19 protein-coding genes are annotated in these 24,633 nt (G+C 55.8%); 11 read left to right on the forward strand and 8 right to left on the reverse strand.

What is annotated here, in order from left to right:
* On the forward strand, positions 1-258 hold a 258-nt coding region (locus tag L6D77_RS25115; protein ID WP_236170190.1), incomplete at its 5' end, for a hypothetical protein.
* Between the two features lie 897 nt (positions 259-1,155).
* Here L6D77_RS25115 and L6D77_RS25120 read toward each other — a convergent pair.
* Positions 1,156-2,130: a DNA-binding protein gene (locus tag L6D77_RS25120; RefSeq protein WP_232882464.1), complete on the reverse strand. Its 975-nt coding sequence runs from the start codon at positions 2,128-2,130 to the stop codon at positions 1,156-1,158.
* Positions 2,131-2,301: 171 nt separating this feature from the next.
* Between L6D77_RS25120 and L6D77_RS25125 the strand changes: the two genes are divergently transcribed.
* Positions 2,302-3,204 (forward strand): site-specific integrase, encoded by a 903-nt coding sequence (locus tag L6D77_RS25125; RefSeq protein WP_232882463.1) that lies wholly within the window; start codon positions 2,302-2,304, stop codon positions 3,202-3,204.
* Between the two features lie 618 nt (positions 3,205-3,822).
* Here the strand turns inward: L6D77_RS25125 and L6D77_RS25130 are convergent.
* The gene (locus tag L6D77_RS25130; RefSeq protein ID WP_232882462.1) at positions 3,823-4,497 is read right to left on the reverse strand and encodes a heavy metal response regulator transcription factor; all 675 of its coding nucleotides are present in this window, start codon (positions 4,495-4,497) and stop codon (positions 3,823-3,825) included.
* Positions 4,498-4,976: 479 nt separating this feature from the next.
* Positions 4,977-6,320 carry an OprD family porin gene (locus L6D77_RS25135; protein ID WP_232882461.1) on the reverse strand — a complete coding sequence of 448 codons (1,344 nt, stop codon included), beginning with the start codon at positions 6,318-6,320 and terminating at the stop codon, positions 4,977-4,979.
* Between the two features lie 404 nt (positions 6,321-6,724).
* Between L6D77_RS25135 and L6D77_RS25140 the strand changes: the two genes are divergently transcribed.
* From L6D77_RS25140 to L6D77_RS25160, 5 genes are all read left to right on the forward strand, one after another.
* The gene (locus tag L6D77_RS25140) at positions 6,725-7,996 is read left to right on the forward strand and encodes a TolC family protein (RefSeq protein WP_232882460.1); all 1,272 of its coding nucleotides are present in this window, start codon (positions 6,725-6,727) and stop codon (positions 7,994-7,996) included.
* 68 nt (positions 7,997-8,064) lie between these two features.
* Positions 8,065-9,360 carry an efflux RND transporter periplasmic adaptor subunit gene (locus tag L6D77_RS25145; RefSeq protein ID WP_232882459.1) on the forward strand — a complete coding sequence of 432 codons (1,296 nt, stop codon included), beginning with the start codon at positions 8,065-8,067 and terminating at the stop codon, positions 9,358-9,360.
* 24 nt (positions 9,361-9,384) lie between these two features.
* Positions 9,385-12,546: a CusA/CzcA family heavy metal efflux RND transporter gene (locus L6D77_RS25150; RefSeq protein WP_232882458.1), complete on the forward strand. Its 3,162-nt coding sequence runs from the start codon at positions 9,385-9,387 to the stop codon at positions 12,544-12,546.
* A gap of 162 nt (positions 12,547-12,708) precedes the next feature.
* Positions 12,709-13,032, forward strand: coding sequence for a DUF2790 domain-containing protein (locus tag L6D77_RS25155; RefSeq protein WP_232882457.1), 324 nt, complete (start codon positions 12,709-12,711; stop codon positions 13,030-13,032).
* Between the two features lie 205 nt (positions 13,033-13,237).
* Positions 13,238-15,229 (forward strand): heavy metal translocating P-type ATPase, encoded by a 1,992-nt coding sequence (locus tag L6D77_RS25160; protein WP_232882456.1) that lies wholly within the window; start codon positions 13,238-13,240, stop codon positions 15,227-15,229.
* An 84-nt stretch (positions 15,230-15,313) separates the two neighbouring features.
* Here the strand turns inward: L6D77_RS25160 and L6D77_RS25165 are convergent, their stop codons facing one another.
* Both L6D77_RS25165 and L6D77_RS25170 read right to left on the reverse strand, forming a co-directional pair.
* Entirely contained in the window at positions 15,314-16,603 is a 1,290-nt protein-coding gene (locus L6D77_RS25165) for an OprO/OprP family phosphate-selective porin (protein ID WP_373870639.1), read from the reverse strand.
* A 229-nt stretch (positions 16,604-16,832) separates the two neighbouring features.
* Positions 16,833-17,801 carry a LysR family transcriptional regulator gene (locus L6D77_RS25170; RefSeq protein WP_232882454.1) on the reverse strand — a complete coding sequence of 323 codons (969 nt, stop codon included), beginning with the start codon at positions 17,799-17,801 and terminating at the stop codon, positions 16,833-16,835.
* 258 nt (positions 17,802-18,059) lie between these two features.
* Here L6D77_RS25170 and L6D77_RS25175 point away from each other — a divergent pair, with 258 nt between their 5' ends.
* The 3 genes from L6D77_RS25175 to L6D77_RS25185 are packed head-to-tail and all read left to right on the forward strand — an operon-like array spanning position 18,060 to position 20,873.
* The gene (locus tag L6D77_RS25175; RefSeq protein WP_232882453.1) at positions 18,060-18,479 is read left to right on the forward strand and encodes a GtrA family protein; all 420 of its coding nucleotides are present in this window, start codon (positions 18,060-18,062) and stop codon (positions 18,477-18,479) included.
* Positions 18,445-19,425, forward strand: coding sequence for a glycosyltransferase family 2 protein (locus L6D77_RS25180; RefSeq protein WP_232882452.1), 981 nt, complete (start codon positions 18,445-18,447; stop codon positions 19,423-19,425). The genes L6D77_RS25175 and L6D77_RS25180 overlap by 35 nt, the downstream gene beginning before the upstream one ends.
* Positions 19,419-20,873, forward strand: coding sequence for an ArnT family glycosyltransferase (locus L6D77_RS25185; protein WP_232882451.1), 1,455 nt, complete (start codon positions 19,419-19,421; stop codon positions 20,871-20,873). The genes L6D77_RS25180 and L6D77_RS25185 overlap by 7 nt, the downstream gene beginning before the upstream one ends.
* Before the next feature lie 82 nt (positions 20,874-20,955).
* Here the strand turns inward: L6D77_RS25185 and L6D77_RS25190 are convergent, their stop codons facing one another.
* On the reverse strand, positions 20,956-21,177 hold the full coding sequence (locus L6D77_RS25190; protein ID WP_232882450.1) for a hypothetical protein: 222 nt from the start codon (positions 21,175-21,177) through the stop codon (positions 20,956-20,958).
* A gap of 266 nt (positions 21,178-21,443) precedes the next feature.
* Here L6D77_RS25190 and L6D77_RS25195 point away from each other — a divergent pair, with 266 nt between their 5' ends.
* Entirely contained in the window at positions 21,444-22,031 is a 588-nt protein-coding gene (locus L6D77_RS25195) for a hypothetical protein (RefSeq protein ID WP_232882449.1), read from the forward strand.
* Positions 22,032-22,090: 59 nt separating this feature from the next.
* Here the strand turns inward: L6D77_RS25195 and L6D77_RS25200 are convergent, their stop codons facing one another.
* Positions 22,091-23,509, reverse strand: a complete 1,419-nt coding sequence (locus tag L6D77_RS25200; protein ID WP_232882448.1) for a heavy metal sensor histidine kinase — start codon at positions 23,507-23,509, stop codon at positions 22,091-22,093.
* Positions 23,506-24,180 carry a heavy metal response regulator transcription factor gene (locus L6D77_RS25205; RefSeq protein ID WP_232882447.1) on the reverse strand — a complete coding sequence of 225 codons (675 nt, stop codon included), beginning with the start codon at positions 24,178-24,180 and terminating at the stop codon, positions 23,506-23,508. Before L6D77_RS25205 ends, L6D77_RS25200 begins: the two co-directional genes overlap by 4 nt.
* Between the last annotated feature and the right edge of the window lie 453 nt (positions 24,181-24,633).

The following is a 24,633-nucleotide window of genomic DNA, read 5'->3' on the forward strand; positions in this document are numbered from 1 at the left end:
CATCATTTCCATACTGATCACCCTGTGTTCTCCTGCTCAAAAATTGAGCAGAAGCAGTTGAACACCTGGGTCAGTTTTCAGTCGGCAGAACAGCCTCTACTGGGTCAGTTTTCGGTCAGCGGCAACACGCAGTCGCTCGCATCGTTTTATTTTTTTACGATTAAAGCTACAAAAACAATTCAGTTCTTATTTCGTGCAATCCTGCCTGCGGTCGCCGTTCAGCAGTGTGGCCAATATGCTTTATCAGCTGTTGGATGAGCTATGGCAGAGTTGTCCCCTGTGCCAACCTTGCTCATGGCCAGCCAGCGAAGCTGACTTCAATAGGCATTTGAGCTTTTATCAGCGCTTGGCCTCGATACTCATCGATCAAGGTTGGGTTTCCGAGTGGGGCGAACACTGCTTGATGTGGATGGCATATTTGGACTGTGCTCACAATAGGGAGCAGTTCGAACAGATCTGTGCAGCAGCCTCTTCTTCATCACGGCTAAGCGCTCCACGCCGGCTTGCTAGAAGTGTTCAGCAAGCGGTAGGCCTACAGCAGCAGCTGCAGGTGAGCCTCACGACCTAGCTGGCGAGTGGGCATGTCTTGCACTCTCACTGATCACTGACCTTCAATAGCGATCAAGGGCGGCCAAAAGACACTCTCGCTAATCTCCTTTTCTGTCGCACCCAGCAGGCCTGGAGATTCTCCACAGAGCAATCTTCTGGCAGGCGTCCAGCGAAGTGCGAATCTGATGACCCACACCAGCATGCTCGTTCCCGGCCGCCTTGTTCTGGCACTGCGCGTGAGGACCTGGGCTAGAGTTGCGCGGGGGGATAGTTGTCCGCACAACCCAGCTCGCAGCGTTGGACTCGCTACCTTGATGAGGATCGGGCACATGCTTCTCTTACCTGCCATTCGCTAGGTTTGCAAAGGGAGGTACCCAGAGGGCCAGGTCATTCACGTCCAGTGCGGTGAGCCTGTCTCCGCTCTGCAGGAGGCGGCTTATTCCTTTCGCTCAAGTTGCCCGTTCACGGTGGAGAGTGGGGCGGAAGGTTTCCGCAAAAATCATCGTCAACGCGGCGTCGGGTGATCAGCACAGCAACAGTCCAGGCTAAACCTGCTGGGGCATTCTGCGGCAAGTGAAGACCCGCGAGGCATTTGTCGGACGCTTTTCAGGATGGGGAGTGATTGGCGTTCGTGGCTGGTATCAGACCCTGCAGATAGCCGAGTTGCTTGGCCTGGGCTCGTACCAGTCGCTGGTCCTGTCGGTGTGCCATCAGGTAGTGCTTGGCCTTTTCACGCATCGCCGCCAGTTCGTTGGACATCTCGTCCACCGCCTGGCGTGCGGTGGCCAAGGCGGTCTCACGGCTGGTGAGCTGATGCTGGACACCGACAAGCTCCCGTTCAAGTTGCCGCAACTGTTGCTGCTGATGACTCATGCTGCTGTTGGAGCGTTCCAGTTCACGGTAGAGCTGAGTCAGTTCTTCGTGCCGGGCTGCCAGCTGCTCACGCAACTCACGGGTTTCTGCCTGTACCTGGATGAGCTGTTGATCATGCCGCTGCAGCTCTTCTTGGCGTTGCGCCAGATGTTGCTGACGATAGTGGGCCAAGGCATCGCGTACCTGCTGATGCTTGCTCTCCAGAGACTGGATCTGTCCCAGGCGCTCTTCGAGGAGTTGCGACTGTTGCCGGCACGCTTCCTGGAGCCGTTGCCGTTCGCCCTCGATGCCGTGCAGTCGTTCGTTGAGCGACACCTCTCGCAGTGACAGCTGGCGGTACTCCTCGCCCAGCGCTAAGTGCGTCTTCTGCAGTTCTTCCCAGCGGGCGGCGTCCACCGCGCGCTGCTGCTGGTAGGCCGCCTGCTGTCGCTCCAGGCGCGCCCGGTCTGCGGCCACGGCATCCTGTGCCTCGCTGGCCAAACGGAGAGCTAGACTTTCCAAGAGCGCCTGGAGTTCGTCCGACAGCTTGATCCGCGGCGGTTGCGGCTCACCTTCGGCCAGCTCGCGCAGGTAGCGGCTGATAGTGGTCTTGGAACCGGTATGCCCGAGCTCGGCGCGCACCGCCTCGATGCTCGGTGCCAGGCCGCGGGCGAGGAGGGCATCCCGCGCACGTTGCACCAAGGCTTTGTTGATTCCAGCGCGGGCCATGGTCGAGCTCCGACTTTTTCGTACTGTTCAAACAGTATGGAAGTACAGGTGTACAGCCGCCGGTCGGGCGCCGAAAAATCAGACCAGCTGACGTGTGAGAAGCCCAGATTCTCAAACCCTAGACCGATATATCGGTTTGCGGCGAGTGATTGGCGGTACGGAGCATCAGTCATGAACGATCCCGAGCACTATCGCCAGGCGGCCCGGCGTGAGAGCACCGCGCGGCGCTATGCGCGGGTCATCGAGCATTTCGAAGCCGAGTGGGGTGGGCTGCTGCCGGCCAGCCAGGCCAGTGTCGGACGCTACCTCGCCGAGCATGCCGAGCGCTTGTCCCCCGGCACGCTGCGGACTCATCTGGCGGCCCTGGCCCAGTGGCACCTGCAGCATGGGTTTGTCGACCCGACCAAGGCCCTTGCGGTGCGTGAAGTGCTGCGAGGGATTCAAGCGTTGCACTCGCGGCCAGCTGTACAGGCCGAGCCGTTGCAACTAAAGGAGTTGGAAGCCTGCATTGAAGTCCTCAAACGAGAGGAGCAGGGTGATCAGCCCGTCGGGCGGTTGCGTGCCTGCCGTGATCGGCTGCTGCTGTTGCTGGGGTTCTGGCGGGCGTTGCGCAGCGACGAACTGTGCCGACTGCGCATCGAGTTCACCCGACTCGATCCGGCCAAGGGACTGACACTGTTTCTACCCAGCAGTAAGACTGATCGCGCCAACCTGGGGCGGCAGCTCAGCGTCCCAGCTCTCACTCATCTCTGTCCGGTGCAAGCGTACGAGGACTGGCTGGACTGTAGCGGTTTGCTCGACGGGCCTTTACTGCGCAACGTGGATCGTTGGGGACGGTTAGGTGAGGGGTTGCACAGCTACAGTGTCCCTCGGATTCTCCGGCGAATTTTGCAGCGGAGCGGGTTGGAGCCCGATGGCTACAGCGGTCATTCGCTGAGAAGGGGCTTCGCCACTTGGGCCAGTGCCAACCAGTGGAGTGCGAAAGCCTTGATGGATTACGTGGGATGGCGCGACGTGCAGTCAGCGATGCGCTACGTCGACGCGGAGGTCCCCTTTGGCCCGTTGCGGCGCTGAGTTGTCGGTACGTCGTTACTCAGGGGCGTCGAACATAGTGCAAACTGCCAAACAAACGGGGCGAGTGAAGCTTAGAATATTGAGGGGAAGACGCACTGCATAAGCAAGGCCAGTGACGTGGAACAGACCGGTTTGTTTACTCCAGGCACGCAGCCAAGTTCGGCGGAGCGCTAGGGCTGTAAGCCGAAGGCGTTTTTGATCGGCAATCTGCCGTTGCCGCCAAGCTCATTGCAGGTCTACCTACTGGTGCGTGCCAGCTTCGCATTCGCGGATGGCTTCCTAGCCCTTGAGTCGTATCTGCAAAGAGCGGAGCTGGGTGTCTATTAATAAGGGCTTTATTCGAGCGATATTACCAGCGGCGGTACTTAAACAAATATTGGAAGAGCTCGCGGGAGAGCTGGTTCATGTTCGAATGGTCCCGTGCATTGGGATGGAGAGAAGCATAAAGTTTTCAACTGTTTACCGTGCCGACCTGCATTGAGGTTGCCATACTTGAACATCACGCCTTAATAGCTAGGCAGTCTGGATAGATCGCGCTGGCTCTCAGCACTCGACTGCTCAATACAACATGAAAACTAAATTTCGCCAAAAGCAATATTCATCTATAAAAACAAGGTGCTAGCGCTTTTCCAAAACGTAACCAACGCCGCGCAAAGTATGAATGAGCTTGCTTTCAAAGGGGTCATCTATTTTTGCCCTGAGCCTACGAATGGAGACCTCAACAACATTGGTGTCGCAGTCGAAGTTCATGTCCCAAACCTGCGAGATGATCTGAGTGCGGCTCAGCACCACGCCGGTATTACGCATCAGGTAGTGTAGCAGGGCAAACTCTTTTGTCGTCAGATCAATTCTTTGCCCGTCCCTGAAGGCTCTATGGCGGCTCTGGTCGAGCTCCAGGTCAGCTACGCGAATGATCTCCACGGATGCGGGGTGATCAGACCTACGCATCAAGGCGCGAACCCGCGCCAACAGTTCAGGGAACTCAAATGGCTTTATCAGGTAGTCATCTGCGCCGTTTTCCAACCCGCGTACCTTATCCACCAAACGGCTTCTCGCCGTGAGCATCATGATGCGCGACGGGCAATTCTTACGCCGTAGCAGTTCAAGAACCTGCCACCCGTCCATCTCTGGCAAATTGATATCAAGAATGATCAGCTCGTATTCGTGTTGCTTAGCCAAGAATAGTCCATCGGATCCGGTATGGACGCAATCTACTACATAACCACATTCGGTAAGGCCCTGACGCACATATTCCGCAGTTTTTACCTCATCCTCAATAACCAGAATTCGCATGGGATTTTGTCTCGATATCACAGAGCAATTAACCGCGCGCGCGCGCCGGCATTATTGAGAGGAATGGTAAATCAAAATTGAGGGGGCAGGGTCTAAATTACGGATTTGTAATTTCCAGGTAATATGATTGATAGCCTGCCGGTATATCTTGTCGCGGTCTGGGTTTGACGATTTCGGGTCCTCACTCAACTAGGTAATTTGACCTTATGAGGTATTGGGTTTTTTTCTTTTTTGTGTTGGCTTCGTTCCGTTCAGATGACGGTGAAGTCACGCACACTGAGGAGCCTGGGCATTGGTGCAGCCATGAGTTGCATCGCGCACTCGAACGATTGATCGGGTTTTAGGCAAAAAAAAGGCGCCCGAAGGGCGCCAAATATCCACCTTTTACCAAAGGAGCACTTAAGCCACTCAAGGTGAATGCGTAATGCACGTTTTTTCTGGAGGGACCAACTTAAAAATAAACTGGTCCGCTCAGAGAATTACAGAATCGACAGCGGGTATTCAATGATCACGCGAGTTTCATCCAGATCCGATTCGAATGCAGTGGCACGCGTGGTGGCTTGGCGCAAACGGAAGGAGAGGTCTTTTGCCGGACCGGTTTGCACGACATATTTGACCTCGATGTCACGCTCCCAACGTTTCTGATTGGTAAGCGGATCACCGTTGGCATCAGTGCGCATGTAGAACTGGTTGGCGTTCGAATAGTCGGCGCCCGAGCCCCTGGCGTAGCGGGTCATGAACGTCAGACCAGGAATGCCGTAGCTGGTGAAGTTCAGGTCATAACGCAGCATCCAGGAGCGCTCTTTCGGTGAGTTGAAGTCGCTGTACTGGATGGAGTTATCGACGAAGATCGAGTCTGACTGACGCAAGTAGTCGAAATCGTCGTCGCCGTTGTTGCGCTGGTGCGAGAGGGCGAGGGTGTGAGCGCCGTAACGGACGCCGACTTTGGCACTCCAGATGTTGTTGTCGAACTCACCCAGGCGTCGTTTACCCTCATCTACGGCTTTGTAGTAATTGAAGCCGCCCAGCAGTGCAAGGTCGTCGCTCAGCGGGTAGACGACGCTAGTACCGGCATAGTACTGATTCCAGACATCCTTCAGCTGGCTGGCGTATACGCTCACGGTGACATTGTCGTTGACCTGATAGTCGCCACCACCGTACCCAATCCAAGGCGAATTAACTGGGCCGCCATAGAAGGTGACGAAGTTATCATTCAAGTTACTGGAAACTGGCTGGCTCATCGCATGCAGTCGACCACCCTGTAGGGTGAGGCCCTGGATGCTGGTGTTCTCAACGGTCACACCGCGGAAGCTTTCAGGCAATAGGCGCGAGTCGCCTGATGCAACAACCGGAGTCGACGGGAAGACATCACCTACTTTCACTACCGTATCGAACAACCGGACTTTGGCCGCGCCGCCTACCTTGGTGTATTCATCGCGAGCTTCGCCCTTGTTATCAACAGGCAGCACGTCGAAGGAGCTACGACCGCCATTGCGCCCGTCACCGGTGTCGAGCTTAAGGCCGATCATGGCAAAGGCATCAACACCAAAGCCGACGGTACCCTGGGTAAAGCCAGAGTTAAATTTGGTGATGATCGCGTGCGCCCAGGCTTCGGAGTAGCCATTGGTGTTGCCCTTGCCACTGTTGTAAGTGGGGGCCGAACTGTCGCGATTATCACGATTGAAGTAGAAGTTGCGGTTGAGCACTGTAAGGCTGCTGCCTTCGATGAAACCTTCCTGCTTATCTTCAGCTTGAGCAGTAACTGCAAAGCTTCCAGATAGCGCCGAAACTGCCGCCAAATACAGTGGTACTTTTGTTTTCATCCGATGCTCCTTTGATTTACGGCAGTTTTTATTATGTTTACCGGCGCGGGCGTCGTTATAAATTGTGGCCCGGCGGCGCGCCTAGCGTAGCGCCGAGCTCATATTTGCAGGCTGAAGATAACGGGAGGGTGATAGGACAATTACAATTTCGTCATCTGCTCGTTATTTGGGTGTTCCACACCGCGTGCTAGCGATCTCTCTCGTTAGCAACAAAATCCTATGGATCGGCTGTTTTTTCAGTGTTTTCGGGCATTACGAGCATTTATTACGAAATTGTAATTTTCTAGCCACCCCTCTGATAGCTAGCGCTCTTTAGAGTGCCATCACCTAATCCAGTGGGGCTTGGCAGCTGTTTCGGCGTTCTGGCCAAGCTTTAACGAAGTTTGTGCACGAGGACCAAGAAAGTGCCCCGGTATAACCGCAATGTCTTATCCAAGACCTACGTCTCACCTTGGAAGATCGCCGCTCTCTGTGCGGTGATGTCCGGGGTGTTGGCACCCGCAGCACTTGCCCAAAGCATCAGCTTGCCCCAAGCGCTGTCGACGGCAATGGATGCCAACCCAGACCTCGCGGCTGCACGACAGGAAATCGGCATCGCGGACGGTGCGCGCAAGCAAGCCGGGCTGATTCCTAACCCCGAAATCTCCTATGAGATGGAGGACACACGACGTAGTACCAGCACAACGACCGTAACTCTAAGTCAGACTTTGGAGCTAGGTGGTAAGCGGGGAGCTCGCGTAGAGGTCGCTACATACGGCCAGAGCGTTGCGCAGCTTGAGTTAGACCGTCGCGTGAATGGTCTGCGTGCAGACGTTGTGCAGGCGTTCTATGCGGCATTACGAGCCCAAACCGGACTCGACCTGGCCAAACAATCCCTTGACCTTACAGAGCGCGGCCTTCGCATTGTTGATGGTCGTGTTCGTGCAGGTAAATCTTCGCCCGTGGAGGCAACCCGCGCCCAGGTGCAACTGGCTGAAGCCAGGCTGCAGGTCCGTCGTGCCGAAACGGAAAAAACGACGGCCTACCAGCAACTCGCCCAAGTTACGGGGAGTTCAGTGACCGTATTTGATCGCCTTGAATCACCGACCCTGTCTCCAGGCTTGCCGCCGCGGACTGAAGAGTTGCTGGCACAGCTCGATCAGACTCCGGAAATGCGCCAGGCAGTGGTGCAAATTGATAAGAGCGACGCCTCGCTTGGCGCAGAGAAAGCTCAGCGCATTCCAAACCTCACCGTAAGCGTGGGTAGCCAGTACGACCGCTCGGTTCGCGAGCGAGTGAATGTCGTTGGACTGTCCATGCCTCTGCCGCTGTTTGATCGTAACCAAGGCAACATTCTTTCCGCTTCTCGACGCGCCGATCAGGCCCGCGACCTGCGTAACGCTGTCGAGCTGAGACTGCGTGCCGAAACCCAAACCGCGTTGAACCAGTGGTCTACCGCCATGCAAGAAGTCGAATCCTACGACAAGACCATTCTGCCCTCAGCCCAGCAGGCTGTGGACACCGCAACCCGCGGATTCGAAATGGGGAAATTCGGCTTTATCGAAGTGCTGGACGCGCAGCGCACGTTGATCGTTGCCCGCGGCCAGTATCTCGAGTCGCTAGCCGCGGCGACCAATGCGCGTGCGCAAGTAGAAAGGGTTTATGGCGAAGTCGGTTCGACTGCCGGCGCCCGTTGAACGGGCCGTACATTTTCTTCGGCACTCGGCGTTAAACACGCCAGTGTCTACGATCAGCAGGAGTAGCAATGGATAACAAACGCAAGATCGCCCTCGCGGTAGCCGCTGTGGCAGCCCTTGGATTTGGCAGCCTCGCCTGGAACAACAGTTCCGAACAGCAAGCCGCAACTAGCACAGAACACGGTACTGACGATGGTCATGGCCATGAAAAGAAGGCCGGATCAGCCAACAAAGAGCAGGGTGATGCGGGACATGATGAAGAGGGGCATGGCGAGGAAGGTCACAGCGAAGCGGGCCATGGCGAGGAAGGCCACAGCGAAGAGGGCGGGGAAGAAGAAGGCAAGCTGACCCTCAGCGCAGAGCAAATCAAAGCTGCCGGCGTTTCTCTGGAATCTGCCGCGCCCCGAGACTTGGGCACGGTCGTGAGCTTCCCGGGCGAGATTCGTTTCGACGAAGATCGTACTGCGCACGTTGTTCCTCGTGTCCCTGGCGTTGTTGAAGCTGTTCAGGCCAATCTGGGCGAGACCGTAAAGAAGGGCCAGGTCCTTGCTGTAATTGCCAGCCAACAGATCTCTGACTTGCGCAGCGAACAACAGGCTGCACAGCGTCGCGTAGAACTGGCTCGAGTGACTTTCGATCGAGAGAAGCAGCTGTGGCAGGACAAGATTTCCGCTGAGCAGGACTACCTTCAAGCTCGCCAGGCGCTGCAGGAAGCGGAGATCTCTCTGGCCAATGCCAAGCAGAAGGTGGGCGCAATCGGCGCCTCGGTTAACTCCGTTGGCGGTAACCGTTATGAGCTCCGGGCTCCCTTCGACGCCGTAGTGGTGGAGAAGCACTTGACCGTCGGTGAAGTCGTCAGCGAGGCGACTAACGCCTTCATCCTGTCAGACCTCACTCAGGTCTGGGCCACTTTCGCCGTTCCGCCTACAGACTTGGGCAAGGTCACGACCGGGCGTGCCGTTAAGGTTTCTTCGCCAGACATGAACGTCGAGGTCGAGGGCAAGGTGGGCTATGTCGGCAGCCTGTTGGGTGAGCAAAACCGTGCAGCAACCGTCCGTGTCACCCTGACCAACCCTAACGGGGCCTGGCGCCCCGGCCTTTTCGTCAATATCGCAGTGACTTCCCAGACTGATCGCGTAGCGGTGGCCGTCCCTGAACATGCCGTGCAGACCGTTGAGGACAAACCATCGGTATTCGTCCGCACCGCAGAAGGCTTCGACACCCGTCCAGTGAAACTGGGCCGACGTGACAATGGGTACGTGGAAATCACCGACGGTGTCGAAGCGGGCGCCCAAGTGGCTACCAATGGCAGCTTCACACTCAAGTCTGAGCTCGGCAAAGCATCTGCCGAGCACAGTCACTGATGCGAACTGACAGGATGATTTCTCATGTTTGAACGTATCATCAGATTCGCCATTGAGCAGCGCATCGTTGTAATGATCGCTGTCTTGATCATGGCCGGCATCGGTATCTACAGCTATCAAAAGCTGCCCATCGATGCGGTACCCGACATCACCAACGTCCAGGTGCAGATCAACGCTGCAGCGCCTGGCTATTCGCCATTGGAAACTGAGCAGCGGATCACGTTTCCAGTAGAAACGGCCATGGCCGGTCTCCCGGGCCTTCAGCAGACCCGTTCCCTGTCTCGCTCTGGCCTGTCTCAGGTCACCGTGATCTTCAAGGATGGCACCGACATTTTCTTTGCCCGCCAGCTGATCAACGAGCGGCTGCAGGTTGCGAAGGAGCAGCTGCCAGAGGGCGTAGAAGCCGTCATGGGACCGGTCTCCACCGGCCTCGGGGAAATTTTCCTGTGGACCGTAGAGGCCGAAGATGGCGCGGTCAAAGAAGACGGTACGCCATACACTCCCACCGACCTGCGGGTAATCCAAGACTGGATCATCAAGCCCCAGCTGCGCAACGTTCCTGGCGTGGCAGAGATCAACACCATCGGTGGTTTTGCCAAGCAGTTTCTGGTTGCGCCGGATCCGAAGCGTCTGGCTACCTACAAGCTGACACTGAATGATCTGGTCGCAGCGTTGGAAAGCAACAACGCCAACGTCGGTGCCGGTTACATCGAGCGTAATGGCGAGCAGTTGCTCATCCGTGCACCAGGCCAGGTGGGCAACATCGAAGACATCGCCAACATCGTAATCACCAGCGTGGATGGTGCACCGATTCGCATCAGCAATGTCGCTGACGTCAGTATCGGTAAAGAGCTCCGTACGGGTGCTGCTACCGAGAATGGGCGTGAGGTCGTGCTCGGTACCGTGTTCATGTTGATCGGTGAAAACAGCCGTACTGTGTCCCAAGCTGTCGCTGCGAAGCTGGCGGACATCAACCGGACCCTGCCAAAGGGCGTGGTTGCCGTCACCGTTTACGACCGTACCAACCTGGTTGAAAAAGCCATTGCGACTGTGAAGAAGAACCTGGTGGAAGGCGCGATCCTGGTTATCGCCATTCTCTTCCTGTTCCTCGGCAACATCCGTGCTGCGCTGATCACCGCGATGGTCATTCCACTGTCCATGCTGTTCACCTTCACAGGCATGTTCAACAACAAGGTCAGTGCCAACCTAATGAGTCTAGGGGCACTCGACTTCGGCATCATCGTCGACGGTGCCGTGGTTATCGTGGAGAACGCGATCCGTCGATTGGCCCATGCGCAGCACAAACATGGTCGCATGCTTACCAAAACCGAACGCTTCCATGAAGTCTTTGCCGCTGCTCGAGAAGCGCGTCGGCCGCTGATCTTCGGGCAGCTGATCATCATGGTGGTGTACCTGCCGATCTTCGCCCTCACTGGCGTTGAGGGCAAAATGTTCCACCCCATGGCCTTCACTGTCGTGATGGCGCTATTGGGCGCAATGATCCTCTCCGTTACCTTCGTGCCTGCGGCGATCGCCATGTTCGTCACTGGCAAAGTCAAGGAGGAGGAGGGCGTGGTCATGCGCACCGCGCGGCTGCGTTATGAGCCGGTACTGCAATGGGTGCTTGGGCACCGGAACATTGCTTTCTCGGCCGCAGTTGCCCTGGTCGTGCTCAGCGGCGTGCTTGCCAGTCGCATGGGTAGTGAGTTCATCCCGAGCTTGAGCGAAGGTGACTTCGCTCTTCAAGCCCTGCGTGTGCCGGGTACCAGCCTGAGTCAGTCGGTGGACATGCAGCAGCGCTTGGAAAAAGCGGTCATCGAACAGGTACCGGAAGTCGAGCGGATGTTCGCCCGTACCGGTACTGCTGAAATCGCTTCTGACCCGATGCCGCCTAATATTTCCGACGCCTACGTCATGCTCAAGCCAAAGGAGCAATGGGCCGATCCCAGCAAGTCGCGAGACGCGCTGATTGCCGATGTGCAGAAGGCCGCCGCCAGCGTGCCGGGCAGCAACTATGAGCTGTCCCAGCCGATCCAGCTGCGTTTCAACGAACTGATCTCCGGGGTACGCAGTGACGTTGCGGTCAAGGTTTATGGTGACGATATGGACGTGCTCAACACCACGGCCAACAAGATCGCCGCAGCACTCAAAGCGGTACCGGGTTCTTCGGAGGTCAAGGTTGAGCAGACCACCGGCCTGCCGGTGCTGACCATCAATATCGACCGGGAAAAAGCAGCACGTTATGGCCTGAACATTGCGGATGTGCAGAATTCGATCGCGATTGCTGTAGGTGGCCGCACAGCCGGAACGTTGTACGAGGGTGATCGTCGATTCGACATGGTGGTTCGCCTGCCTGAGGCCGTACGTACCGACGTAGCGGGTATGTCTAGCCTGTTGATCCCTGTTCCTGCCAATGCGGCTCAGGGCACCAACCAGATAGGCTTCATTCCGCTGTCACAGGTCGCTAACCTTGACTTGCAGTTGGGCCCGAATCAGATCAGCCGCGAGAACGGCAAGCGTTTGATCATCGTTAGCGCCAACGTTCGGGGGCGCGACCTTGGGTCGTTCGTTGATGAGGCGGCAACCACGCTGGCAACGAGGGTGGAAGTCCCTGCGGGTTACTGGACCAGTTGGGGCGGCCAGTTCGAGCAGCTGCAATCGGCAGCCAAGCGCCTGCAGATCGTTGTACCGGTTGCCTTGTTCCTGGTCATGACCTTGCTGTTCCTGATGTTCAACAACCTGAAGGACGGCATGCTGGTCTTCACCGGTATTCCATTCGCACTCACCGGGGGCGTCGTGGCGCTATGGCTGCGGGATATCCCATTGTCGATCTCGGCAGGGGTGGGCTTCATTGCGCTGTCGGGCGTTGCGGTATTGAACGGGCTTGTGATGATCGCCTTCATCCGCGGCTTGCGAGAGGAGGGGAGAACGCTCAGGCAGGCCGTTGACGAAGGCGCATTGACCCGCCTGCGACCTGTGCTGATGACAGCTCTGGTGGCTTCCCTGGGCTTCATCCCGATGGCCTTGGCTACCGGTACCGGTGCAGAGGTTCAACGCCCGCTGGCAACGGTGGTGATTGGCGGAATCCTGTCCTCCACTGCGCTGACCTTGCTGGTACTGCCTGCTCTGTATCACTGGGCACACCGCAAGGATGAAGACGGTGACGAGTCCGAAGTGGTGAGCTAATAGGCGATTACAGAAAAGCCCACAACGCGTGTTGTGGGCTTTTTTTGTTTTTATATGAAGCAGATGCACTTACCTTTCAAAATTGTAAGTTTCTCGTCATGCCGGTGATGCCTGTGCGTTGCTAAAGTTACGCCCGAGAAGACTTGAAACTGAGAGGTTTATATGAAAAAGCTAATGGTTGCTGCTGCACTTGTTATGTTCTCGATGGCTTCGCAGGCTAATACTTTCTCCGAAAGCAAACAGCTGCAATACATCAGTGAGCATCAGACTGCTGTGGCAAACTATGCAGAGAAAAATGGCAAGCCTATGCCGGAGATTCAAGACTACAAGTACGGCATGAAGATTGATGTTGCCAAATTCGTGCGTCAGTCCCAAGACCCCAGGACTTGCCAGGTCTACCCGCGGTTGATGACCTTTGAAGACTCCCAGGGTACGCTCAAGACGGTTCGCTACTCCATGTACTCGCAATGCATCAACAACAAGTAGTGACCGCTGTGAATAGAACAATTAGAGAATTCACAAATGCCAGGCAGTGCCTGGCATTTTTTATGGCGACCGATGAGGCCCGTTAAAGGCCTAAGCCTTAATGGCTGGCCGTGGGCAAGCCGTGAAATAGATCTTAGGTGCTCAAACACGATGGCTTTCAACTGCAGAGGGCAGTTTTTAGCCTTGACCCCAGAAGGGACGAGTTATGAAAAGTTTGCTTGAACGCCCAGACGACCAAGCAGGGCATGATGGCCATAGCCATGAGCATGACGGCATCTTTGGCATGAACACCGAACTGGTTTTCGCGCTGATCTGTGGTGCCCTTCTCGGTGCCGGTGCTCTCGCAGAACAGCTCGGGCTGATCGACAGGATGTCGCTAGTTCTGTACGTGTCTGCCTACGTTTTCGGTGGATGGTTTACCACCAAGGAAGCGATCAGCAACATCCGCCAGAAGCGATTCGAGATCGACACGCTGATGCTGCTCGCCGCCGCAGGGGCTGCGAGCATTGGCGCCTGGGCAGAGGGGGCGCTGCTCCTGTTCCTTTTCAGCTTGGGGCACTCCCTGGAAAGCTATGCGATGGGCAGGGCTAAGAAAGCCATCGAGGCGCTTTCTAAGCTCGCACCCACCACTGCAATGGTGCGAAGCACAGACGGCACGAATGAACTGCCTGTGGAGCTCCTCGTTCCAGGCGACGTTGTCATCGTGCGCCCGTATGATCGTCTGCCGGCCGATGGCTTTGTGGTCGCCGGGTTCTCAAGTATCAATCAGGCGCCAGTGACGGGTGAGAGCGTCCCCGTGGACAAGCGGCCTGTCACCGATGCTGCGCTCGCTCGTAGCAAGCCAGATGCCGTGGATGCTGCTTCGAAAGTCTTCGCCGGTACCATCAATGGCGAAACCCTGATCGAGGTCGAGGTAACACGTCGCTCCACGGAAAGCACCCTGGCGCGGGTCATCAAAATGGTCAGTGAAGCCGAGGTTAGGAAGTCGCCGACACAGCGCTTCACCGACCGCTTCCAACGAGTGTTCGTTCCGTTGGTCCTGCTCCTGGTAGCAGCGCTGATGTGTGCCGGCATATTCATCGATGAGCCATTTCGTGATTCGTTCTACCGAGCGATGGCCGTCCTGGTCGCCGCAAGCCCATGTGCGCTTGCGATCGCAACACCCAGCGCCATTCTTTCCGGCATCGCCAGGGCTGCTAGAGGCGGAGTACTGATCAAGGGCGGTGCGCCGCTCGAAGAACTCGGCTCCTTGAATGCCATGGCTTTTGACAAAACCGGTACCCTGACCGAAGGACGCCCCCGCATCACCGATGTGATACCGCTAGCCGGTACTCAGGTTCAAGATCTGTTGGCCGTCGCCATCGCCGTGGAGTCGATGAGCGACCACCCACTCGCTGCGGCTATCGTGCGCGACGGCGAGGAGATGATTGGCACCAGGGACAAATCTCAGGTAATCAACCTGACGAACCTGGTTGGCCGCGGCGTGCGCGCGGAGGTGGATGGCCAGTTCGTCTGGATTGGTAAAGTCGAGATGTTCGGTACCGACGGCATTCCCACGCTCAGTAAGGCTGCCCTGGAGGCGGCGGAACGTCTGCGACAGTCGGGACGCACCACCATGGTGGTGCGCCGTGCTGACAAAGATCTGGGGGTTATCGGTTTGTTGGATACCCCACGAGAGGGCGCCAAGGAGGCACTCCAGAAACTCAGGGAGATGGGCATTGGTCGCATGATCATGATTTCGGGGGACCATAACCGCGTTGCTGAAGCCGTAGCCAGGCAAGTTGGCCTGGACGAGGCGTGGGGAGATCTGATGCCGGACGAGAAGGTTCAGGCGATCAAGAACCTGCGCCTCAGCTCTAAAGTTGCCATGGTTGGGGACGGCGTGAATGATGCGCCTGCCATGGCCCATTCGAGTGTCGGCATCGCTATGGGGGCTGCCGGCTCTGATGTCGCCTTGGAAACGGCTGACATCGCACTTATGGCAGACGACATCCGACAGCTTCCCTTCGCGGTCGGCCTAAGCCGTCATACCCGCTCGATCATCCGCCAGAACTTGTTCGTCAGTCTCGGGATTGTGGCCATTCTGGTGCCCTCTACCATCATGGGCTTGAGCATTGGCGCTGCCGTTGCTATCCATGAGGGCTCTACGCTTCTGGTTGTGTTTAATGCCTTGCGCTTGTTGGCCTACCGCAAATAAGTTTGATCTTTGGTTCACGCGGGCAAAAAAAAGCCGGGAGCGCACTCATTGCTCCCGGCTTTTTTGCGCGACCTGTTGAGGGGATCAGAACACGTATTGGAGGCGAGTCACGAAGGCGTTGCCGCTGTCGTCGCCAACGGTGTTCTCGTTATTGTCGGTGCGCACATTGATGTAGTTGGCACTGACTTTCACCGCCTCATTGACGTACCAGTTCACGCCGACCGTGTGGCTTTTGGCTTTGCGCTCATCGGACTGATCCGCAGTGGCCACCAGGTTGCCGTCCTCGACCTTGATGTCGTCAAATCGGTAGAAGACTTCCCAGGCACCCAGCTCTTTGTCTTGTGGCTTGATGGTGTCGAACTTGGCACCGTCAAGCTTGTAGATGCGTGGCTCGCCGGTCAGGGTATACGCCATCTGGGCGTAGTAACCAGAAGCCTTCATGTCATTGTTGGCTTGGTCGGCTTTCAGTTTCCGGCGCAGGTATTCAGCTTGAACCGAGAATGGGCCAGTGGCCCAGGCACCCTCTAGGCCCCAGACCGAATCGTTGTCCCACAGGCCTTCTTGCGCTGCAGCGCCACCGAACAGCATACGGTTGCCGTTGGTGCCAGCATCACCGCCGCCGTTGGTATCTACGCCGCGAACACCCAGGCGCGAACGTACGCGGGTATCGACGGCGCTGTCCTTGAGGTCGCGATAGGCGTACTGGGCACCGACATGCAGGACGTTGCCATCAGAGTGCAGCGGTGCGAACACACCACGCACGTTGTAGCGCTTGGTGCTGTCGCCATCGGAGTTGTTGTTGGTCTCGCTGAAAACGCTACCTGACAGGTAGGCCATGTCAGCGATGGTGCTGGTGGCCTGTACACCCATACCGGCGTTGTCGTTGATCCATTCAGCCAAGTCGTAGGTGAGGTTTCGCTCCATGCCGGTTGTCCACTTCGAGCTGGTCGCTTTCTCAAGACCGAAATCGGTGTAGAACCGGCCGAAGCGCAGCTGGACCGGGGCGAAGCCGGTGTAGGTCAGGCTGGCTTCATCAAAGTAGCCATCGGAATCGTTGCCGGTGTTGCGGGACAGATCGTAGTTGATCTGGTATTTCCAGTCGCGGTACAGGGTGCCACCAAATTCGATATAGGCGCGGCGGAAGTAGGCCGCGTCGGCGGTGTCGCCGTTCTTGGTGTAGACACCATCGAATCGACCATAGTCGGCTTGAACCCGGCCACCCAGTTTGAAACTGAATTCCTTGTCAGTGGTGGAAAGTTCAAGACCGCCCTTGGTTTTGAGAACGAGGTCAGCTCCGTCAGTAGTCACTGTGCCGGAGAATGCTTGCGAGGAAAATGCGCCTACTATTGCAGCGGCCAACAGCTTTTCCCGCATGTTCGAAGAACGGATCATTGCTTGCCTCTCGTGTGTTAAGTACTTAGCAGCCGACGGATTATTTCGCCCTGCGCCGGCCTATATAGATCTTGCAGATTGGGGCAGGTCACAATCGTCACCCGCTGTAACAAGATGCCTGTGTTCTAAGTGCTCTGACTAGTTTGCAAGCAAAAATGACAGTTATGTTTCTGTAGTGTTAACGAGGGAGGTTTATAATCTAACAAATCTGTCAGCGAACAAGCCAATCCTTCTTGTCGAGGAAGCTTTTTTTGATCAGCCTTCGAATTTCCAAAACCTGCGGATGGCGTACAAAATTCGATTTGATAACAAGATAGACATCTTTTTCTTCCAGATCATCCAGGAAGCCCGGTACGGGTAAGATGTTCTTCTCCATTTTTCGACTGTAATCTGGCAGTACACCGATGCACGCACCGCCAACGACAAGACCGCGGGATAAGTTATAGCTCTTAACCCGAGTGGTACCACCCTGGTGGTCAGCCACGATCGATGCCCACTTTTGTGAGCCGGCCAGAATCTCATCATCCCAAGGAACAACAAGCATGAAGTTGTGCAGATCCAGGCTATGCACGGGAAGCGTGACGCTTCTTGAGTAGCGGCTGGAAATGAACAATGCATGCCCAATCCGGCCAAGCTGTTCAAACCTGTAGTCAGGATGGCGACCCAAGACGTCTTCGTCATCGGGGCTCATGAAAAAGATGCCGACATCGACTTCCCCCTCAGAGAGCATTTGGGGGGTGCACTCAGAGTGGATTTCCAGCTGCATTTCGGCATGGTCCCGTACATAGGCAACCAGATCACGGTTGACGATGTCGCTTAGCACTGGCTCGGTGATCGCCAGGGTAAGCCTGGGAATTTCCTTCTCGCCGTCCTTGCCAAGTCCGTCCGGGCCGAAGAGCTGGCATAGGTATTGGCTGACTCTTTCGCCTGTGCGGGTCAGGGCAAGCTTGTTGTGCTTGTACACAAACACGGGAGCACCCACATGCTCCTCCAGCTTCTCCAGGCGCTTTCGTAGTCCTACCACCGGAACATTAAGCCCCCGGGCCGCCTGTTTGAAACTCGCACATCGTGCTGTTGCGAAAAACTCTAACGCTAACTGATCATCAATTGGCAAATCATCCAATATGTCAGGACTGTAAGGAGCAGCGCCGCCTGTATGTGTTTCATTTTGTGTAACCATTTGATCCCCCTTGATCCGGGGAATTTATCTCAATGCCGTCCGGTATTTCCTTATTGTGTCAATATTGTAATGTGTAGGTCATGCATACGTTATGGGAGGTGCTGTTTTTCGAAAGCGTAATGTTCAGGCAATGTTTTTGATATTGTGGCGTGCTAGCCTGGTGCGCCAGCCTCACTGCCGATTATATGTAAATTTGATTGGCTATGCGCTTGGAATTAATTCACTTTTTTTTCACCTTTGCCTCCATAGTCTTCGGGCATGAAAAATATAAGCCGTTCTCTTGTTGTCTTGCTGATTCGTTATCTTGGGGTCGGATTCATTGCTACGGGAGTTCACTATGCGGTGTTCCTGGCGCTGGTCACGACAGCGTTTGCTACTCCATTGCTGGCCAGTGTTTGTGGCGGCATGGTAGGCGCTATTGCAAGTTTTGTTGGTAATAGGGCGCTCTGCTTTGTGGCGGATGGTCCTCGTAAATTTCAGCCTGTTAGGTTTGCACTGGTCGGGCTGGCAACAAACTTCGGCAATGGTGTGGGGATGTGGTTCCTCATCAAGTCGAATCTGTCACCGCTTATCTCCCAAGTCCTAGTGACTGTAACGCTCACTGGATTTGGGTTCATTGCACACCGTTTCTGGACTTTCAATCATGCAGACATTGCATCGCTTTCCCGAGCGCCCTGATCCGTTGTTAACCATCGTGGTTCCCTGCTTTCAAGAAGAGGAGACCATTCCCGAGTTCCATCAGCGCATTACCAGTGTCGTAAGGTGTTTACCCGTCTCTTGCGAGATTCTCTACATCGATGATGGCAGCAATGATCGGACCGCGAACCTGCTGCGTGAGTACCAGGATGGCGCGGCCGTCCGCTGCCTGTTCCTGAGCCGCAATTTCGGCAAAGAGGCTGCACTGAGCGCAGGGATCGATCACGCCCGCGGCAGTGCATTGATTTTCATTGACGTCGACCTGCAGGACCCACCCGAGCTCATCCCAGCCATGGTGGACTTCTGGCAACGCGGCTACGACGTGGTGAACATGCAACGCAACCTGAGAATTGGTGATTCTTGGTTCAAACGCATGAGTGCCCGGGCCTACTACTGGGTCATGCAGCGTCTTGTGGAGAAGGTGGATCTTCCCGCTGATGTCAGTGACTTCCGGCTGATTGGACCGGCTCCATTGGCGGCTTTGCGGGCATTGGATGAGCGCTCCAGAATCCTCAAGGGCATGATCGGTTGGGTTGGCTTTCGCACTGTCGAGCTGCCCTACAACCGCACGGTTCGTCATGCCGGAAGCACCAAGTGGAATGCAGCCGGTCTGTTCAATTTGGCCATCGAAAGCATTGTCAGTTTCTCCCGCAAACCGCTGCGCATTTTCAGCCTCGTCAGCTTCGGTCTCTTCGTTTCCAGCTTCTGCTACATCCTTGCATCACTCCTGGCGGGCAGCTTCGACGTCCACCATTTACTCGTCGGCATGGCGTCCTTCATGTGCGTTGGTGTCGCCATTGTGGGGGAGTACCTGGGTGTGACACTCGCGGAAGTGAAGCGCCGGCCTCTCTATTTCCTGAAAAGCAGCAAGGCGGATACCGTGTCCCTCCACCCTTCGGTTTCTTCGATCGAGGGTAAGCAATGCTGAGTCTGAAAAACGAGCGGACGCTGTGGTGGATTCTGGGTTCGATTTTGCTTTTGCGTCTGTTGGGGTTGGGTATCTACCCACTGATGGACACGTCAGAGGCTCGCTACGCCGAGATGGCACGCAAGATGGTCGAGCTGAACGACTGGATCACGCCCATGTTCGACTACGGGGTGCCGTTCTGGGGTAAACCACCGCTGTCGTTCTGGACCCAGGCCGCAAGCATGACAGTCTTCGGCGTGAACGAGTTCGCGGCCCGATTCCCAGCCTGGCTGCTGCACCTGGCCAGCTGTTTCATCATCATCAAGCTCGGCACCCAGCAGATCTCGCGTAACGCGGGCATCTGGGCCGCTATCATCTTTTCCAGCACAACGCTTGGCCTGGTCTCCAGCGGCGTTGTGCTGACTGACCCTGTTCTGTCCTTCTCTATTTTGCTGGCCAGCTATGGGTTCTGGCGTTGGATGAAATGTGGCGACAGATCGAATGCTTACCTGATGTTCGCGGGCCTCGGCTTGGGCCTGCTTGCCAAGGGGCCGCTGACGTTGGTGCTGATGGGCACGCCGGCATTCATCTGGATCGTCATCTACAAGGAGTGGGGGCGGGTGCTGCGGCTTCCCTGGATGGGCGGCCTGATCCTCATGCTCGGGATATCAGTGCCGTGGTATGTCGCGGCTGAGATGAAAACGCCTGGATTCATGGAATACTTCTTCGTTGGTGAGCACTGGAGTCGATACGTCGTCAGTAACTGGGCAGGTGACCTCTACGGCAGCGCTCATGCCAAACCATACGGGACTATCTGGCTCCAATTAGGATTGGCGCTACTGCCGTGGGCCTTTTTCCTCCCGATGCTGATTCGCAGGCGTGAATCCATGCAGCGGTTTGAGGCCTACATCTGGCTTTGGGCTATGGCAACACCGGTGTTTTTCACGTTCGCTGGCAACATCCTGTGGACTTACCTGCTCCCGGCTTTGCCAGCCTGGGCGTTGCTTCTGTCTGGGCGGATCAGTGAGGCTGGTCCAAAGACCACCCGGGCTGCCGTTACCAGCGCTTGGGTGCTGCCAGTCATCGGCGCCGGCATCATCTATGCCGGCGTGCTGGAGCAGAGGCCGCAGAACCAGCGCGATGTAGTTCAGGCCTGGCTGGATGTGCCGTCAGCTCAATCGGCTCCTCTGATCTACCCTGGCCGCCGCTCGTATTCGTCGGAGTTCTACAGTAGTGGGAAGTCCGAAAACATTCAGAACCCCGCGAAGTGGCCTCGTGATGGCTCGTTCTACCTGTCCAGGCGGCTGCGTGACAGCAGGGCTGAACTGCCTGCCGATCTGGGCTGCGTCAAGATCACCGAAGCGAACGCAAGCCAGCTGCTGCTGTGCCGTTGGAAAGGCGCCAAGCAAGGTGCAGAAGGTCTGGCTGGAGAGCGAGATGCGGAAACGCCTCGTACAAACGAAGGCTAAATCCCAGACACAAAAAAGCCAGGTTTTACCCTGGCTTTTTTGTCGATTGCTTTCGTCATTTGAATTCCTTTTTAACCACCGATTAATTATCGGCTTGATCCTTACCATCTTTGTTTTCTTTCTTTTGCTCTTGAGCGACTTGCTGTTTGTTCTGGTCCGAAGAGTCATCGCTCCATAGGCGAGCCTGTTCATTTCGGAAGTTTTCCTGGAACTGCTTCGCTCGCTCGTAGCCACCTTCAGCGTAAGCAGTACCCATGAGACCAAGCAGCAGGCTGCCAATAGCGATAGATTTGAAAAGTTTCATTGTATGCCTCGGTTCTTACTAGGCCTGCCTGACTGACGGCCTTTGTTGGTTTGTAGTTTAGGAACGCGAAGCTAACGGCAAGGTGAGTCAATAATTACAATTCCGTAATTTTTACGATCAACAGGATGCTTAAAATTTTCAAATCTGAAAGGATCATGTCTATCTCGGCATTGTCGAGGGCGACTGAGTGGTTCCTCTTTAATTACAATTTTGATATCTAGCGCGAAAATTCAGCGCGGTGTTGTAGGCCGCTCTAGGAGATAGCTATGAATGACATAGAGCCCTGGGCAGTTGCCATCGGTGACTTCCGTCGAAGCACAGAAAAACTCAATGCCCAGCTCGATGAGCTGGCTTCCCAGACGCGGTCCTGCTGCGCCGTGCTGGAAAAGTCTAACGATCTGGTGGAGCAAGTTGATGCTGCCGGCCGGCAGATTCAGGAGGAGGTGCGAAAGGCCGAGAAAGCGTGGTCGAATGCCGAAGCAGTCGCCTTGCGCGCTGCGGCAGAAGCGTATTCCGCTGCGTGTCGTGGCGTCGACACTGCCATACAACCGTTGATAACGGAGCTTGGCGCCGCGACAAAGTCGGCGAATGCGTCAATCTTGGAGCTGAAGCGTGCGCCTGTGCTGGCCAAGCGCTATGTGATGGTCGTGGCGACAGCCTTCTTCATCCTGGCACTGATTTGTGTCTACTCAACCATGCGCCTCATTGATGCCGCTGGCAGCGTGAGCGCTCAGGAAAAATTGAACGCCCAGTATTTCTCCCACCTGTGGCGGAACGCCAATGCAGAAGAGCAAAAGATCATCCAATCGGTAATGCTGCGGTCACCCATGGATCCTGTAGTCCTCAGACACTGAGGGATTGCAGTAAAACAGACAGGCCCGTCGATCGACGGGCCTTTTCAAGTCAGCTGGGATCAGGCAGCGGTGATTGCCGGCTGCTCTAGCTGAGCTTCTGGGAAGTGCAGGTGGAACCAGGTGAAGTTTTCCTCGGTCACCTCTACGCTCGCCGAGCCTTGATGCAGGCTCATGATCGACTGGACGATGGCCAGGCCAAGACCGGTACCCCCTTCGCTACGTGCTCGACTCTTATCCACACGGTAGAACCGCTCAAACAAATGCGCATGGTGTTCCTTGGCGATGCCGCGGCCCGGGTTGCCGACACTCAAGGTTGTTCCACTCGTGCCGCGTTGCACCTTCACGTAGACCGTGCGACCGCGAGGGCAGTAGCGGATGGCATTCGACACCAGGTTCGACACGGCTCGTTGAATCATCAGGCGGTTACCGCGCACCACATCATCACAGCCTGAAATCTGCAGCTGGATCTCGCCTTCCTCTGCCGAAATGCTGAAGAGATCGCACACTCTTTGAACCTCATCGACCAAGGACACGGGTTCGAATTCAACCATGGACGCCGGATGGCTAACCTGGGCCAGGAATAGCATGTCGGAAACCATGCGGCTCATGCGGTCCAGCTCTTCTGAGCACGACTCCAGCACGTCCCTGTACTCGGGAAGCGAGCGTTCTCTGGTCAGCGCAACCTGGGTTTTACCCATCAGGTTGGAAAGCGGCGCTCGCAGTTCGTGAGCAAGATCGTCTGAAAACTGCGAGAGCTGCTGAACGCCCTCATCCAAGCGAGCCAACATGATGTTGATACCATCGGCGAGCTCTTTAAGTTCTGCCGGCATCCCATCAGTGGGCAGGCGATGGTCGAGGCTCTCGGTGGAGATCTTCGAGGCGACCTTCAGGAATTTGGTTAGAGGCAGAAGACCTCTACGGACGGTCCACCAGCCGATTGCGAGAATCAGCGCGATGATGAACGGGGAAATCATCAGGGCCCAGGTGAGCAGTGCATCGAGCAGGGCTTCATTGGACGACTGGTCCATCGTCATATATACGCTGACTTCGGTACCGTCGCCCAACTTCATGATGCGAGAAGCACTGAGCAAGGGACGGTCTTGAGTATCGCGCCACTCATGCTCCTTTGGCTGTGCGGCGGGTTGGAACTTGTGCACTTCCAAATTGACTTGCTTCGAGCCTATCGAAAGCAGTGGCGTTTGACTTTGTCCCGAAGCGAAGATGCTGACGTACAGGTTATTGTGGCCCATGACCAGGTCCACAAGCTGATGCGCGTCTGCGTTGACACCTGAGATTTCAGAAATGGTGGACAGGTTGTGAGCCATGCCAGCCATTTTCACTTCCAGGTCACTGCGGGCATTTCGTTCAAGCGCCTGACCCACCATCAGATAACCGAAGGTGGCGAACAGAAGCAGCAACGCTGCGCTCATCAACCCCACTTTTAATCCCAGCTTTGCAGCCAGGCTGAATGGCCTCATGCGCGTTCCTCAAAAACGTACCCAACGCCACGAAGCGTGTGAATGAGCTTGGTCTCAAACGGGTCATCGATTTTCGAGCGAAGACGCCGGATAGCGACATCGATGACGTTGGTGTCACAGTCAAAATTCATGTCCCAGACCAACGAGATGATCTGGGAACGAGTCAGCGCTTCGCCCGTCCTACTCATGAGTAGGTGCAGGAGCGCAAATTCCTTGGTGGTGAGATCGATGCGTGTGCCAGCGCGGAAAACTCGATGGCGCACGGAATCGAGTTCCAAGTCGGCAATTTTCAGCGAGCTTTTCTCGACTATTTCATCACCACGCCGCTGCAGCGAACGGATGCGAGCAAGCAGCTCTGGGAATTCAAAAGGCTTGACGAGGTAGTCGTCGGCGCCGCCGTCTAACCCCTTGAGTTTGTCATTGATGCGCCCGCGGGCAGTCAGCATGATGATGCGGACCCGGCTGGTTTTCCTGATGGTTTCCAAAAGGTCCCATCCGTCGATACCTGGGAGGTTAACGTCCAGCAGTACCAACGAATAGACGTTAGTATTGAACAGATGCAGGGCGTCAACACCATTGTGCACGATATCTACGACATACCCGCTTTCGGATAGGCCCTGCTGAAGATATTCGGCAGTTTTAATTTCGTCTTCCACAACTAGAACGCGCATAACTTATCTCAAGGTGTGAGGAAGGGATTTGCCTAATCCGCTAAGACTATGGTTGCAGGCTGTTTGAAAGTTCGGCTGAGTGTATGGCATGTGGTATTCGCTACCTCTATCCATACGCCGAGGTCACCTGAGGACGCTTAAATCTTAACGCGAAGAAGCTGGCTACGGGGAAATCTTACAAATTTGTAATGTGGCCGCAAGAATGCTGACAGTCAAGACGGCTTACCCTTCTGAGCTTAGCGGATTCTCTGGCTTGTAGCTGTTTTCAGCTCTCATGTCTGACAAGCTGATTCGGCCTGAAGGGGCAGTACTTCTGCCAAGCTGCTCTGAGTTTGCGCCGATCAATCCTTCAAGACCAAGCTTTGAGGGGTATAAAACCACCGATCGTTCGCCCTAGCCTAAACCGGCAAAAATGCTTGGCTGTTCATATTAGTTGGGCAAGGATAATTACAT

The organism is Pseudomonas parasichuanensis, assembly GCF_021601385.1.
Taxonomy (GTDB): domain Bacteria; phylum Pseudomonadota; class Gammaproteobacteria; order Pseudomonadales; family Pseudomonadaceae; genus Aquipseudomonas; species Aquipseudomonas parasichuanensis.